The 14,076-nt window shown below is 70.0% G+C and carries 13 protein-coding genes; 4 read left to right on the top strand and 9 right to left on the bottom strand.

Annotated features, from left to right (window positions below):
- Positions 1-143: 143 nt before the first annotated feature.
- Positions 144-659: a flavin reductase family protein gene (locus AB7F12_RS00735; RefSeq protein WP_428496870.1), complete on the top strand. Its 516-nt coding sequence runs from the start codon at positions 144-146 to the stop codon at positions 657-659.
- Here the strand turns inward: AB7F12_RS00735 and AB7F12_RS00740 are convergent.
- Positions 656-1,651, bottom strand: coding sequence for an AraC family transcriptional regulator (locus AB7F12_RS00740; RefSeq protein WP_428496869.1), 996 nt, complete (start codon positions 1,649-1,651; stop codon positions 656-658). The genes AB7F12_RS00735 and AB7F12_RS00740 overlap by 4 nt on opposite strands.
- 209 nt (positions 1,652-1,860) lie before the next feature.
- On the opposite strand from AB7F12_RS00740, the gene AB7F12_RS00745 reads away from it, so the two are divergent.
- Together AB7F12_RS00745 and AB7F12_RS00750 are read left to right on the top strand one after the other, a co-directional pair.
- Positions 1,861-3,336 carry an aldehyde dehydrogenase gene (locus tag AB7F12_RS00745; protein ID WP_428496868.1) on the top strand — a complete coding sequence of 492 codons (1,476 nt, stop codon included), beginning with the start codon at positions 1,861-1,863 and terminating at the stop codon, positions 3,334-3,336.
- Positions 3,337-3,374: 38 nt separating this feature from the next.
- Positions 3,375-4,550, top strand: coding sequence for an LLM class flavin-dependent oxidoreductase (locus AB7F12_RS00750; protein WP_428496867.1), 1,176 nt, complete (start codon positions 3,375-3,377; stop codon positions 4,548-4,550).
- 288 nt (positions 4,551-4,838) lie between these two features.
- Here the strand turns inward: AB7F12_RS00750 and AB7F12_RS00755 are convergent, their stop codons facing one another.
- The 3 genes from AB7F12_RS00755 to AB7F12_RS00765 are packed head-to-tail and all read right to left on the bottom strand — an operon-like array spanning position 4,839 to position 7,291.
- Entirely contained in the window at positions 4,839-6,014 is a 1,176-nt protein-coding gene (locus tag AB7F12_RS00755; RefSeq protein ID WP_428496866.1) for an LLM class flavin-dependent oxidoreductase, read from the bottom strand.
- Positions 6,015-6,065: 51 nt separating this feature from the next.
- Positions 6,066-6,503: a GlcG/HbpS family heme-binding protein gene (locus tag AB7F12_RS00760; protein ID WP_428496865.1), complete on the bottom strand. Its 438-nt coding sequence runs from the start codon at positions 6,501-6,503 to the stop codon at positions 6,066-6,068.
- A 26-nt stretch (positions 6,504-6,529) separates the two neighbouring features.
- Positions 6,530-7,291 (bottom strand): SDR family NAD(P)-dependent oxidoreductase, encoded by a 762-nt coding sequence (locus AB7F12_RS00765; RefSeq protein WP_428496864.1) that lies wholly within the window; start codon positions 7,289-7,291, stop codon positions 6,530-6,532.
- Positions 7,292-7,721: 430 nt separating this feature from the next.
- On the opposite strand from AB7F12_RS00765, the gene AB7F12_RS00770 reads away from it, so the two are divergent.
- Positions 7,722-8,741 carry an AraC family transcriptional regulator gene (locus tag AB7F12_RS00770; RefSeq protein ID WP_428496863.1) on the top strand — a complete coding sequence of 340 codons (1,020 nt, stop codon included), beginning with the start codon at positions 7,722-7,724 and terminating at the stop codon, positions 8,739-8,741.
- Between the two features lie 42 nt (positions 8,742-8,783).
- On the opposite strand, the gene AB7F12_RS00775 is transcribed toward AB7F12_RS00770, so the two are convergent.
- From AB7F12_RS00775 to AB7F12_RS00795, 5 genes are all read right to left on the bottom strand, one after another.
- Positions 8,784-9,188: a chorismate-binding protein gene (locus AB7F12_RS00775; protein WP_428496862.1), complete on the bottom strand. Its 405-nt coding sequence runs from the start codon at positions 9,186-9,188 to the stop codon at positions 8,784-8,786.
- 263 nt (positions 9,189-9,451) lie between these two features.
- A complete protein-coding gene (locus AB7F12_RS00780) occupies positions 9,452-10,507 on the bottom strand; it encodes an ABC transporter permease (protein WP_428496861.1) in 1,056 nt (351 codons plus the stop codon).
- Entirely contained in the window at positions 10,504-12,090 is a 1,587-nt protein-coding gene (locus AB7F12_RS00785) for a sugar ABC transporter ATP-binding protein (protein WP_428496860.1), read from the bottom strand. Before AB7F12_RS00785 ends, AB7F12_RS00780 begins: the two co-directional genes overlap by 4 nt.
- Positions 12,087-13,262 carry a substrate-binding domain-containing protein gene (locus tag AB7F12_RS00790; RefSeq protein ID WP_428496859.1) on the bottom strand — a complete coding sequence of 392 codons (1,176 nt, stop codon included), beginning with the start codon at positions 13,260-13,262 and terminating at the stop codon, positions 12,087-12,089. Before AB7F12_RS00790 ends, AB7F12_RS00785 begins: the two co-directional genes overlap by 4 nt.
- A 199-nt stretch (positions 13,263-13,461) precedes the next feature.
- Positions 13,462-14,055, bottom strand: coding sequence for a nuclear transport factor 2 family protein (locus AB7F12_RS00795; protein ID WP_428496858.1), 594 nt, complete (start codon positions 14,053-14,055; stop codon positions 13,462-13,464).
- Between the last annotated feature and the right edge of the window lie 21 nt (positions 14,056-14,076).

The raw sequence follows: 14,076 nt of genomic DNA on the forward strand, positions 1-14,076 counted from the left end.
GGACGGTATGCGGGTTCGCCGACCAGGCGATATCCGCTGGCCGACGGCGAACAGCCGCTCCGCGCCGCCGCCCGCGTTCGACGGCTGAACCACGGCGATCCACGGATATCCGGCGCCGCCCGCACAGCCATACCGTTCCCGCCATGGACGAGACGCCGCACACCGAGGTGCCCTCGATCGACCCCTCCCGCATGCGTTCCGTGCTGGGCCATTTCGCGTCCGGGATCGTGGTGATCACCGCCGTCACGCCGGCCGGACCCGCCGGATTCACCTGCCAGTCCTTCAGCTCGCTGTCCCTGGACCCGCCGCTGGTCAGCTTCTGTCCCGCCCGGACCTCGACCACCTGGCCGCGGATCCGCGAGACGGGTTCCTTCTGCGTGAACGTGCTGGCCGACGCGCACCGCGAGCTCAGCTCCGCCTTCGCGCGCTCCGGAACCGACAAGTTCGCCGGCGTCACCTGGGACCGGGCTCCCTCCGGCGCGCCGGTGCTGGCGGACACCGCCGCGTGGATCGACTGCACGCTGGAGGAGGAACACCCGGGCGGTGACCACACGATCGTCGTCGCGCGGGTGCGGGACCTGGGAGCCGACCCGCAGCGGGCACCCCTGCTGTTCCACCGGGGCGGCTACGTGGTCCTGGCTCCCCAGGGGTGCTCCTAGCTCCGGAGGGTCTCGCGGGGGAGCTCGCCGAAACGTTCCTTGTACTGCTGGGCGAACCGGCTGTGATGGTAGAAGCCCCAGCGGAGCGCGATCTCGTTGACACCGGTCACACCGGGGTCGCTGCGCATGAGCTCCGCCCGGACATGGTCGAGCCGGATCCGCCGGAGGTAGCTCATCGGCGACTCGTTGAGCTCCTGGGCGAACGTCGCATGCAGGGTGCGGACGCTCATGCAGCCGATCCGGGCCAGCTCCTGAGGGGTGAGTGGCTCGTCGGCGTGCTGCTCCATGTAGGTCAGGACGGGCGCCAGACGTCCACGGCGGACAGGATCGTCCGGCGCCGCGAGGGCGTCGGAGTACTGGTGGCGCCCGGCGTGCAGGAGCTGGCTCATCACGAACGCCTCGAGCTGCTCGCGGGCGATCGGCATGTCGGCGAGCCCGCCGGGACGGTCGAGCTCCCGCGCCAGGAACTCCACCGACGACACCAGCGTGCGCCCGGCCGGTGTGCTGAAGTCGATCTCGAAGTCGAACTCGACGACGTCGCGGACAGGCCGGCCGAGCTGCTCGCTCAGGTGGGTCTCCAGGACGAGCCGCGGGATCTTGAGGATGTACTGCTCCGCGTCCGGTGACCACCGCACGGTCGTGACGCGGTCGGGTAGCAGGGCGAGCCCCGACACCCCCGCCGCGGTCGCGCCCCGGGCACCGTCCCCGCGCTGCGCGATGGTGTTCCCACCGACGGTGATGTTGATGTGGTAGCTGTCCTCGGTCGCCGGCATCACCAGCCGTGCCGCCGACTGGTACGTCAGGTAGCCCAGGGTGAAGAGCCGGTCCGAGGTCGCGTTGAGCGTCATGTCGAGCCGGTCGGTGGGCGCCGCGAGATCGTGGTCGAGGTACACGTCCGCCACCGCCTCGCGTGCCTGTTCCAGGTCGCGCGTGTCGAGCACCTGGTAGCGCCCCAGGCGCGAGACACCCGATGGTGAGTCGAATGACTGCATCGGCTCCTCCTGCTGCCCGTCCCGTCGCCGGGATCGCCTGACGATAGTGACACCTCACCGGATCGGCTGTCCCCGGACGGCGACGTTCCAGCCGTTCCGCGCAGGCTGCGCACATCGGCTCCCCAGGCGCTGCGCACGGATAGTCCGCGCCGGTGGCCGGTCCTAGCGTCGTCCGACACCAGGTCCAGCACGTCCCAGGAGGGTCGACGATGACAACACTGCAGGAGCTGAAGCTGTTCATCGGCGGGAAGTCCGTCGATGCCCGTTCGGGCCGGACGTTCGAGTCGCTGAACCCCTACACCGGGCAGCCCTGGGCCCGTCTGGCCGACGGCGGGCCGGAGGACGTCGACGAGGCCGTGGCATCGGCCCGCGCCGCCTTCGACGGCGAGTGGGGCCGGATGACCGGCTTCCAGCGCGCCGCGATCATGCGCAGGTGCGGCGACGCGATCGCCGCCAACGCCGAACGGCTCGCCCGCCTGGAGGTCAACGACTCCGGCAAGCTGCTGCGCGAGATGCTCGGCCAGCTCAACGCGCTGCCCCAGTGGTACTACTACTTCTCCGGCCTGGCCGACAAGGTCGAGGGCCGCACGGTCCCGCCGGTCAACCCGAACTACTTCGGCTACACCACCCGCGAACCGGTCGGCGTGGTCGGGGCGATCACGCCGTGGAACTCGCCGCTGCTGCTCCTCACCTTCAAGCTCGCGCCCGCGCTCGCCGCCGGCTGCACGATGGTCGTCAAGCCCTCGGAGCACGCGCCGGCGTCCACGGTGGCCTTCGCCGAGATCCTGCACGAGGCCGGACTGCCCGCCGGCGTGCTCAACGTCGTGACCGGGTGGAACCGCTCCACCGGTGAGGCCCTCTCCGGGCACCCGGGCGTGGACAAGGTCGCGTTCACCGGCTCGTCGGTCACCGGCGCCAAGGTCGCCCAGGCCGCGGTCGCCAACTACAACCGTGTCACCCTCGAACTCGGCGGCAAGTCCCCCCAGATCGTCTTCCCCGACGCGGACCTCGACGCCGCCGCGAACGGACTGGTCGCCGGCGTGTTCGCGGCCACCGGCCAGACCTGCATGGCGGGTTCGCGGCTGATCGTCCACGCCGACGTCCACGATGCCCTGATCGAGAAGGTCGTCGCCCGCGCCAACCAGATCAAGCTCGGCGACCCCACCGCCGCCGAGACCGAGATGGGACCGGTCGCGAACCAGCCGCAGTACGAGAAGGTGCTCGGCTACCTGCAGGGCGCGGCCGCCGAGGGCGCCACCTTCGCCTGCGGTGGCGAGCCCGACGCCGAGCTCGGCGGCCTGTTCGTCAAACCCACCGTCGTCACCGACGTGACCCCGGAGAACACCATCGTCCGCGAGGAGGTGTTCGGCCCGGTCCTGGCCGCCTACACCTTCACCGACGAGGACGAGGCGCTCAAGCTCGCCAACGACACCCCGTACGGGCTGGCCGGCGCGGTCTGGACCAAGGACGTGCACCGGGCCCACCGGGTCGCGGGCAGGCTCCGCGCGGGAACCGTCTGGATCAACGCGTACCGCGTGATCGCCCCCAACATGCCGTTCGGCGGCTTCGGCGCCAGCGGCATCGGCCGCGAGAACGGCGTCGACGCCGTCAACGAGTACACCGAGAACAAGTCGGTCTTCGTGGAACTCACCGGCGGTACGCGAGACCCGTTCCAGCTCGGCTGACGAGCCGAGCCCACCCGCCACAGCGACAGGAGAACGCGATGACCGTCACCGCCAACGAGCGCCTCGGCCTCAACCCCACCGACCCCCGCCCCGCGTCCGAGACCCGGCCCGCGCAGGACCGCACCGAGACCAACCCGCTTTTCGGCGACCAGAAGATGAAACTGGGCCTGTTCGGCACCAACACCAGCTACGGGCTGATCATGAGCCACGCCCCGTCCAGCTTCGAGATCACCTGGGCCCACACCAAGGAGATCGCCCAGCGTGCCGACCGCCTCGGGTTCGACGTCCTCGTCCCCGTCGCCCGCTGGAAGGGTTTCGGCGGTTCCACGAACTTCAACGGCAACTGCTTCGAGACCTACACCTGGGCTGCCGGCGTCGCCGAAGCGACCGAACGGATCGCCGTCGCCGCGACCAGCCACCTCCCGACCATGCATCCGATCGTCGCCGCCAAGCAGGCGACCACGGTCGACCGCATCTCCGGCGGCCGCTTCGCGCTCAACATGGTGATGGGCTGGGTGCCGCCGGAGATGGAGATGTTCGGCTCGCAACAGCGCGAGCACGACGAGCGCTACGCCTACGGCCAGGAGTGGCTCGACTTCGTCGACAAGCTCTGGACCGAGGAGGGCAGCTTCGCGATCCACTCGAAGTACTTCGACGCGGAGCTGCTCGAGGCCTATCCCAAGCCGCACCAGGGCCCGCGCCCCGCACTGATCAACGCGGGCAACTCGCCGTCGGGCATCGAGTTCTCGGCGCGCAACGTCGACTTCAACTTCGCCTCCCTCGACACCCTGGACAACATCAAGGCCTACACCGCCGCGCTCAAACAGAAGGCGCGCGACGAGTACCAGCGCACGATCCACGCCATGACCTACGGCCTCGTCGTCTGCCGGGACACCGAGAAGGAGGCCGAGCGCGCCTTCCAGCAGGTCGTCGAAGAGGGTGACTGGGGCGCCGCCGGCAACGTCATCAAGATCGCCGGATCCGGTGCCTCACAGTCCTTCGACCACGCGGTCAAGATGCAGGAACGGTTCATCGCCGGCTGGGGCGGCTACCCGATCGTCGGCACCCCCGAACAGGTCACCGAGAAGCTCGGCGAGCTCAACGAGGCCGGCATGGAAGGCATGATCTTCGGCCTCATCGACTACAACGAAGAGCTCAAGTACTTCGGTGAGAACGTCATGCCGCTGCTCAAGCAGGCCGGCCTGCGTCACTGACCGGCCGCTGGACGACAGCGGCCCCGGAGCACGCCACTCCGGGGCCGCTGTCGGATGTTCTGTGCGGAACGGCCGACGACCTCCCGGTCACCCGCGCCATCGGTCTCGACGAAACTCGACGTCGTCGCACCGGTGGCGGTCAGGCTGCCCGCCGCGCCTCGGCCCGGACACACCGGTGCGCGCCATCCGGTTCCGAGCTCGGCGCACACCGCGGGCGCGAGCACCGCCAGCACGTGATGCGGCCCATCGGGCGGGCCCACTCACACCGTCACGGACACGACCAGCTCCTCAGCGGCGCAAGCCGGCCTGCTCCAGCAGCGGCAGGACGTTGTCGCCGAAGTAGTCGATCTCCTGGTTGTAGTCGAGCATCCCCATGATCATCCCGTCCATTCCGCCGATGTCGTGGATCCGCTGCATCTCCTCGACGACCTGCTCCGGGGTGCCGACGATCGGGTAGCCGCCCCAGCCGGCGATGAAGCGCTCCTGATAGGACGCGAGCTGCGAGGCGAAGGACTCGCTCTGCATCCCGAGCACCTTCATCACGTTGTCGGCGCCGTCGCGGTCACCCATGTCGACGATGTGCTGGAAGTCGCGCTTGGCCTCGTCCTCGGTGTCGCGGCAGACGATCAGGCCGTAGGTCATGGTCTGGATCTCGCGCTGGTGGTCGTCGCGCGCCTTCGCCTTGAGCTGCGACGTGTAGCCGTTCATCGTCTCGACGGTGTCCATCGCGGCGAAGTTGACGTCGACGTTGCGGGCGGAGAAGTCGATGCCCGATCTGGAGTTGCCCGCGTTGATCAATGCCGGGCGCGGACCCTGGTAGGGCTTCGGATACGACTCGACGTCGAGGCTGGTGAAGTCCTGGGTGACGAAGTCGAAGGAGCCCTCCTCCGTCCACAGCCTGTTCACGAAGTCGATCCACTGCTGGCCGTAGACGTAGCGCTGGTCGTGCTCGCGCTGCTCGGCGCCGAACATCTCCATCTCCGGGGTGAACCAGCCCATGACGAGGTTGAGCCCGAAGCGGCCGTGGGAGATGTGGTCGGCCGTCGTCGCCATCTTGGCCGCGACGATCGGATGCAGCGTCGGCAGGTGCGACGTGGCGAAGATGCCGATGTTCTCGGTCAGCGCCGCCAGGCCGGTCGCCCACGTGTAGGTCTCGAAGCAGGTGCCGTTGAAGTTGGTGGTACTACCGAAGCCGCGCCAGCGGGCCACCGGCACGAGGGCTTCGAAACCGAGCCGGTCGGCCTTCTGCGCGATCTCGAGCGTGTGCGCCCAGGTCGGCTCGTAGGTGGTCTCGGCATCGCTGATCGTCAGCCCGTACGAGCAGTTGGTACCGAACAGCCCGAGCTTGAGCGGCTGGTCGTTGAAGATCGGGTGCGTGGTGCGGCCGTCGGCAACCGGCGTGCGCTCGCTTTCCGGCCGTCGAGTGGCAGGGACGAGACCCAGACGTTCTGCTGCGCTGCTCACGGGGGTGCTCCTCGGATCGGGTCGGGGCGGAGAGAGATGGGACCGGCGCGGTCAGTCCGCGAGGCCGACGGCCCGCAGCGCGCCCTGCGCGACGGCCATGTCGTCGGTGTAGTGACCACCGCTGACGCCGATGCCGCCGACGATCTCGCCGTCGACGACGAGGGGGTAGCCGCCGCCGAAGGTCACCAAGCGGGCGGTGTGCGGGATCCCGAGCCGCAACGGCTCGTCGTCCTTGATGAACTCGTGCCACTGGTCGGTCGGGATGCCGAACGCGACGGCCGTGTAGGCCTTGTCCTGCGAGATCTGTACCGACAGCAGCGGCGCCCCGTCCATCCGGACGAAGGCCTTGAGGGTGCCCTCGCGGTCGCACACCGTGATCACCATGGGTTTGCCGTCCACGGTCGCCGCCTCGACCGCCTTGGCGACGAGCTCGTGGGCGAACTCCGCCGTGATCGTCGAGACGACGGCCGTCCTGGTCACATCTGTCATGTCACTGCTCCTCGAACGGAATCGGTTCATCGAACGGACCAGCCACCGTCGATGGGGACCGCGGCGCCGGTCATGAACGTCGAGTCGTCGCTCGCGAGGTAGAGCGCGAGCGAGACGATCTCCTCGGAACGGCCGAGCCTGCCGACGAGGTGGCCGTCCTCGAAGCCCTTCCAGATCGCGTCCTTCTCCGCCAGCCCGCTGATGAAGTTGCGGGGCATCGGGGTGTCGACGACACCGGGACAGATCGCGTTGACACGGATCCGGTAGGGCGCGAGGTCGACCGCCGCGGCCTTGGAGAACATGGCGAGCCCGCCCTTGGCGGCACCGTAAGCAGCCATGTTCGCGAACGCCACGAGCCCGCCGACCGACGACACGTTGATGATCGAGCCGCCGTGGTCGAGCATCAGCGGGGCGATCTGCTTGGTGAGCAGGAAGACACTCTTGAGGTCCACGTCGTGGACCCGGTCCCATTCCTCCTCGCTGGTCTCCAACAGCGGCTTGCCCAGGATGATCCCGTGGTTGTTGTAGAGCACGTCCACCCGGTCGAACCTGGCGCCGACCTCACCCGCGAACCGCTCGCACCCTGCCGACCCGGACAGGTCCGCGGTCACGAACGCGAAGTCGTGCCCCTTCCCGCACAGTTCCTCCGCGAGCTGGGCACCGAGCTGCTCATCGAGATCGGTGCCCAGCACCCGGCCGCCCTCCTCGCAGAACAGCCGGCACGCGGCCTGTCCCTGCCCACCGGTCGCACCGGTGATGACGACGTTCTTGCCATCGAGCTTTCCCATCGGGCCTCTCTCCTCAGATGATGTCCGCGCGCGGCCCACCGCTCGCGCCGCGCCCCGGCGACGCCGGGCCCACCGACGTGGCTCTCCTCGTTGTGCTCACCGAGCTCCGACGGCGAGCTTCCCTGCGGACGCGTGTTTGCCCACCGACGCTTCGGGTCACCGCCGCCCGGGTCCCCCACCTCGATCACCTCGCTGCCCCGCGATCCGTCTGATGCGGGTCGACCGGCATGCAGGAGAGCCTGCGGCGCGCCCTCGGGGGCGGCGTATCCCGGAAACGCACGATCCGGTGTCACCGCGCGCACGCCAACCCGGGATGTCCGCCGCACGCACCGGTCGTGTCCGGGAAACGCACGCGCGGCCCGGCAGCAGCGCTCCGGTGCTAGCGTCGGCCGGACCGCCACCAGGTCGGGGACGACGGAGTCCGGTCACGATGACACAGCACGCAGACGCGACCGCGGGAACAGACCCGGCGCCGATCCGCGAGGCACACGACCTCGCCGAGGCCAGGCACCACATCACCACGGTCTACATCCCCCACGAGCTGACCTCGAACGACAACCGGCCGCTGGACTTCAGGCTGGCCTACCTCCACTCGCGGCAGCTCACCCTCGGGCACCTGCGCTACGGAGCCGACGTCGAGCTCCTCTGCCCACCCATGCTGTCCTGCTACCACGTCAACCTCACGCTGGCCGGCAGCACGCAGGTGCGCCAAGGTAACCGCTCGGCGGCCACCGACGGCGGCCGCGGTGGAGCGGCGTTCGGCTTCGCCGAGCCCTACGTCGTGCGGTGGAACCCGGACGCGGTGCAGTACGCGATCAAGATCCCGCGGACCGCCATGGAGAGCCAGCTCGCGGCCCTCGCCGGCCGACCGGTCGACGCACCCATCCGGTTCGACCTGGGTTTCGGCCTGAGGTCCGCGCGCGGGCAGAGCCTGCTCGCCGCGGTGCGCCACCTGCAGGCCGAGCTCGCGCGACCGGGTGGCACCGCCGAGCTCCCGCTCGTCCGGGCCCAGTTGGAGTCCTACGTCATCAGCCAGATGCTGCTGGTGATCCCACACGACCACCAGGACCTGCTCACGACCACCGGCCGAGCGGCCGGCCGCACCCACGTCCGCATCGCGATGGAGTACGCCGAGGAGCACGCCGCCGAGCCGATCACCGCACCCGACCTGGCCCGGGTCGCGTGCGTGAGCATGCGCGCGCTGCAGGTGGGATTCCGCGACGAGCTGGGCGTGTCGCCGGCCACGTACATTCGCAACGTCCGCCTGGATCGGGCCCGTCAGGACCTGCTCGCCCGGGGCGCGGGCGTGCCGATCAGCGAGATCGCCCATCGGTGGGGGTTCCACCACCTGGGCCGCTTCGCGGAGCACTACCGGCGCAGGTTCGGCGTCCTGCCGTCCCACAGCATCGCCACGGAAGAGGCCCGGACCCCGGTCGACCCGGTTCGGTAGGTGGGCCGGGCAGGCTGAGCAGCGTCGCGAACCCGATCTGGGTCAGACCCGGACCCCCTCGACGTGCACGAACACGGTTCGCTCGTGCCACGCGTCAAGAGTGGCGATCTGAGATCGCTTCACAGGTCCATGACCTGCGCAAATGGAGCCGCCTTGGGGAGTATCGACGACGGCGGTGCGGATGGCGCCGAAGCGGGCGCCGACCTGCTCTGTGGGGGCGCGATCCAGCCGATGGCAGCGCCAGTAGCCGCCTCGCGGGGTGTCTTCGAGCTCGGCGATCAGCTTCATCATCGACGTCTTGGGAGCGCCAGTGATCGATCCGCAGGGGAACAGCGCGGTGAACAGCTCGGCCAGGCCGGTACCAGGCCGCAGTCGAGCGGTGATGTCAGAAGTCAGTTGCAACACGGTCGGGTGGCGCTCGACCGTGAGCAGCGCGGGGCCCCGCACGCTCCCGTGACCGTGAGGCGTGCCCGCCGAGGTCGAGGTCGGCGTTGTGGGCACCTCGTTGCGCCATGACCAGCGAGCGGTAGAGCTCGAACGGGTCGCCGTCCAGCCGGCCGTGCATTCGCACGGTCAGGTTCGCGTGGCAGGTGTGGCCGGCGGCGATGTGGGACGAACGGCCTCGACCTGCACTCGGTAGGCATCCTCGTCCCGACCGGGGTGCCACTTGGCGTGCAGGTCCAGTCGAGCCGGCCCGGGCCGGGCGGCGGTCACCCGCCGACGTCCATCGAGCCGGTCCGACGCCTGCGTACCTGCGCTGAAATCGCGATGGCCACCACGACCGCACCGCCGTTGAACACGTCCGTGACCCACGGCTTCAGTCCGACCAAGATCAGCCCACTGATCGTCGTGGCGATGAAGATCAGCGCGAGCAACGTGCCGCCGACGTTGTAGCGGCCGGGGCGCAGCGTCGTCGCCCCGAGGAACACCGCGGCGAGCGCCGGCAGGATGAACGGGATCCCGCCGATCGACGGGTCGCCGCTGCCCTGGGCGGCGATCTGCATGATGCCGCCGATGCCGGCGAGCAGGCCCGACACGACGAAGCTCTGGAAGACGATGCGCCGGGCCGGGATCCCGTTGAGCCGGGCCGCGTTGAGGTTCGAGCCCGTCGCGGTGAGGAACCGGCCCCACGGCGTCTGGGTGATCAGGTACCAGGACGCGAAGCACACCACGACCGCGATGAGGAACAGTGTCGGTACGCCCAGCAGGTTCTGGTTCCCGAGCTCGACGAGCCACGGCGACAGACCGTTCTGGACCGGGAGTCCCTCGGTGTAGGCCTGTACCAGCCCGACGAGCACCGTCCCCGTGCCGATCGTCGCGATGATCGAGTTGACGCCCAGGTAGGCGATGACCAGCCCGTTGAGCGCCCCGATAGCGCAGCCCAGGACCAGCCCGATGATGATCGCCACCCCCAGCGGCAGCCCGTAGCGGCTCATCGCCGACGCCGTCGCCACCGAGCTGACACACAGGATCGCGCCCGTGGACACGTCGAACCGGCCGCCGAGCAGCGGGAGCATCAGGCCCATCGCCAGAACCGCCAGCACGCTGATCGACGTCGTGACGATCCGCGCGTTGGCCAGGGTCCCGAACGTCTCGGGCTCGAGCACGACGAAGAACGCGATCTCGAGCACGAGGATGACGACGAGGCCGAAGCGCTCGCCGAGGTCGAGGATGCTCGGGCGCCGTCGGCCCGGGACCGGCGGATCGGGCGTGCCCCCGTCCGCGGGGTGGGGGCGCTCACGGACCTGCGAGCCGGGGGTCGTCATGACGTTTCCTCTGCAAGGTAGACGAGTTCTGTCAGCCGGTCCTTGGTCAGCTCGGTGGCGCCGACCTCGCCGACGATCCGGCCGCGGCGCAGCACGAGCACCCGGTCGCAGGCCAGCGCGAGCTCCTCCATGTCCGACGACACGAGGAGCACGGCGAGGCCGGAGTCGACGCCGTCGCGCACCGCGCGGTGGATCTCGGCGCGAGCAGCGACGTCGACGCCTTGGGTCGGCTCGTCGAGCAGCAGCAGCCGCGGGTCGCGCTTGAGCCAGCGGGCCACGACGACCTTCTGCTGGTTGCCGCCCGACAGCGACGACATCAGCGCGTCCGGCCCGGGCGTCCGGATCGAGAACCGCTCGATCGCCCGTGCGGCGTCGCCCCGCTCCCGGCGCGAGCTGATCCGCAGCCGGCGCCGGTAGGAGCGCAGCGAGGCCAGCGAGATGTTCTCCTGCACGGTGTGGTCGACGAGCATCCCCTCGTGCTCGCGGTCCTCCGGGACGTAGGCGACGCCGGCAACCATCGCCTCGGCCGGGGTGCGGGCGGCGAGATCCGCGCCGCCGAGCCGGACCACCCCGCCCTCGACGGGGTCCGCGCCGAAGATCATCCTGAGCAGCTCGGTACGGCCCGAGCCGAGCAGGCCGGCGATCCCGACGATCTCGCCCTTGCGCACGTGCAGGTCGACGCCGCGCAGCGGTCCGCCGGTCACGTCGCGCAGCTCGAGGACCGTCTCGCCGGTGACGGCCGCGGCCGGCTCCGCGTAGACGGTCTCCACAGGGCGCCCGACGATGTACTCGACGAGCTGCGCCTCGGTCAGCCCGGCGCCGGGCCGGGTGACGACGAGCTCGCCGTCGCGCAGCACGGTGACCGCGTCCGCGATCGCCAGCACCTCGTCGATGCGGTGGCTGACCAGCAGGATCGCCTGGCCGGACGACGCGAGCGAGCGCAACGCGCTCAGCAGCAGGCTCGCCTCGTGCGGCGGCAACGACGCCGTCGGCTCGTCGAGCACGAGGACGCAGTGGCTCGACGCGTCGACGTCCTGCAACGCCCGGGCGACGGCGACCATGGTCTGCTCGGCGGGCCGCAGCGTCCCGAGCTCGGTGTCGGGGCCGCCGGGGATCTCGAAGCGCTCCAGCAGGGCCCGGGTCCGCTTCCGCAACCGTGACCAGTTGATCCCGGGGCCCGTCGTGGGGAAGCCGCCGTCCATCGCGATGTTCTCGGCGATGGTCATCGCACCGAACACCGCGGGGGTCTGGTGCACGAAGCGCAGGCCCGACGCCCTCGCCGCCTCGGCGGACGTCGCGTCCGCCGCCAGAGTGCGCTCGCCGACGGTGATCGTCCCGCCGGGGTCGGCCCGGTGGAAGCCCGCCATGATCTTGATCATGGTGGACTTGCCCGAGCCGTTGCCCCCCAGCAGCGCGTGGATGGATCCCCGCTCGATCTCGAACGAGACCGAGCGCAGCGCACGGGTGGCGCCGAAGGTCTTCGAGACGTCCTGCACGCGGAGCGCGACGACGCGGTCGGCGGGCGGGGTCGTCGCCACGGTGGACGCGGGCGCGGTGCGGACAGAACCACCGGTCGAGCTCATCCGTTGCGCCAGACCGACTGGTAGCCGGCGACGAAGTCGTACGGCGGGGGCGGCCCGGCTGTTCCGGGTGCCGGCATGTTGTGGGTCTTGTCGAGGTACTGCACGTAACCGCCCTCGTTGGGGAGGTCGGCGCGCTTCTGGCCGGCCAGCAGGCGGTTGATGATGTCCGCCTGGGCGTACCCGAAGAACGTGTTGGGCGAGACGTTGACGATCACGTGCGCGGCGGCCGAGCGGGCGAAGTCGATGCTGCCCGACTGGCCGTCGCCGCAGCAGGCGACCTTGACGTTGGCGGCTCCGGCCAGTGCCGGCTGCAGTCCGGCCGGGAGCGCGGCGTCGAACGGGAAGTAGACGACGTCGGCCGTCGGGTTCTGCAGGAAGGCGTTGCGGAAGATCTGCTGCCCCTGCTGCGCCATCTGGGACAGCGTCAGGTCGACCGGGGTGATGGTGCAGTTCGGGCAGATCTCGGCGACCCGCTTGTCGAAGGCCTCCGCCTTCATCTTCTGGTACAGCACGTCGGTCATCGCCAGCCGCATGATCCGCGGGGACGTGATCCCGTCCTGCACCGCGGCCGCGACGGTGACCTCGGCGTTGGAGCGGCCGAGCAGCTGGAAGTACTCGAGGACCGAGTTCGTGCCGTCGAGCTTCTGCACCGCGGCGAACCCGGGCTCGGGGCCCGCGGCCGATCCCAGCAGCGGGTCGTCGCAGTCGGCGGCCGAGACGCCGAGAACCGGGATGTTGGCCGCTCTGGCCGCGTCCAGGCCGGTCTTGATCTTCGAGCAGTCCAGGGCGTTGAGCACGATCGCGTCGGCCTTGGCCGAGATCGCCTGGCGGATCTGGTTGATCGCCGTGTTGGGGTCGACCTTGTTGTCGAGCGCGTTGACCTGCCAGCCGAGGGTCTTGGCGGCGTCCTCGAAGGCGGACACCTGGTTGCGGCACGTCGGATACGACAGGCAGGACAGGTACCAGACGTTCTTGCCGGACTGGGCGGCCGGGCCCTGTGTCGGCTGCGGGAACGTGATGCCGGCGAACGCCTGGTCGAGGGTCGTCCTGGCGTCGAAGGAGACGTCGGCGGCCGTGCCGCCGGAGCCCGCTTCGCCGCTGCCGCTGCCGCCTCCCGACCCGCAGGCCGAGACAACCAGCGTGGCCGCGGCCGCCGCGGCCGCGACGAGCACCCGGGTGGTCCGGCGTCGTGGGGATCTCCCGGTACGGGGTCCGCTCGAACACGAAGACATCGGATCGTCTCCTTTGCGTGAATTGGTTCGTGTGTCCACGCGTGCGTCGCGGGCGGACCGCCCCTCACGCCGCTGTGATGGATAATGATGCGCAGGGATAGGAGTTCAGAGGTCCGCCACCGTACGGCGGACCGGCCCGTCAGGCCCGGGTCGTGGCGTGGTCCTCGGCCCGCTGCCGGGCCCGTTCGAGGATTGCGAAGATCGGGTCGTCGGGACCGTGCCGCTGGGCGCGGAAGCCGCCGGGCAGCACGGGGTCGGCGGCCAGCGGCTCGTAGCTCATGTCGCCGAAGATCGTCACCCGCTCGGCGATCTTCCAGACCCCCGAGCGGCGCTCGAAGATGTCGCCGTAGCGGCAGAATGACAGGATGCGCGCCCCGGCCGGGCCCGGGTCGGGGATGTTGCGGATCCCGAAGTCGTAGCCGCCGTCGTACCACTCGACCGCGATCAGGTAGCTCTCGACGCACGCGACCTCGGTCGACAGGAAGTCGATCACGACGTTGCCGATCGTGTGCATGTTGTGCTGCAGGTTCGCGTGCCGCGCCCGGCTCGTCGCAAGGAAGTCGTCGACCCGTTCGACGCCGCCGCCGTGGTCGTCCGTGGCGCCGTCGTGATAGGCGACCTCCCGGCAGTAGGCGTGGTCACCCCGGTCGATGCCCCGGCAGTACCGGACGAGGACGTCGTAGATGCGCGTCCGCGCCTCGAGTTCGTCGACGAAGGTCGGGAAGATCGACATCCGAACTCCTTCTGGTCGGCC

The sequence above is a fragment of the Pseudonocardia sp. genome, from assembly GCF_050250275.1.
Lineage (GTDB): Bacteria > Actinomycetota > Actinomycetes > Mycobacteriales > Pseudonocardiaceae > Pseudonocardia.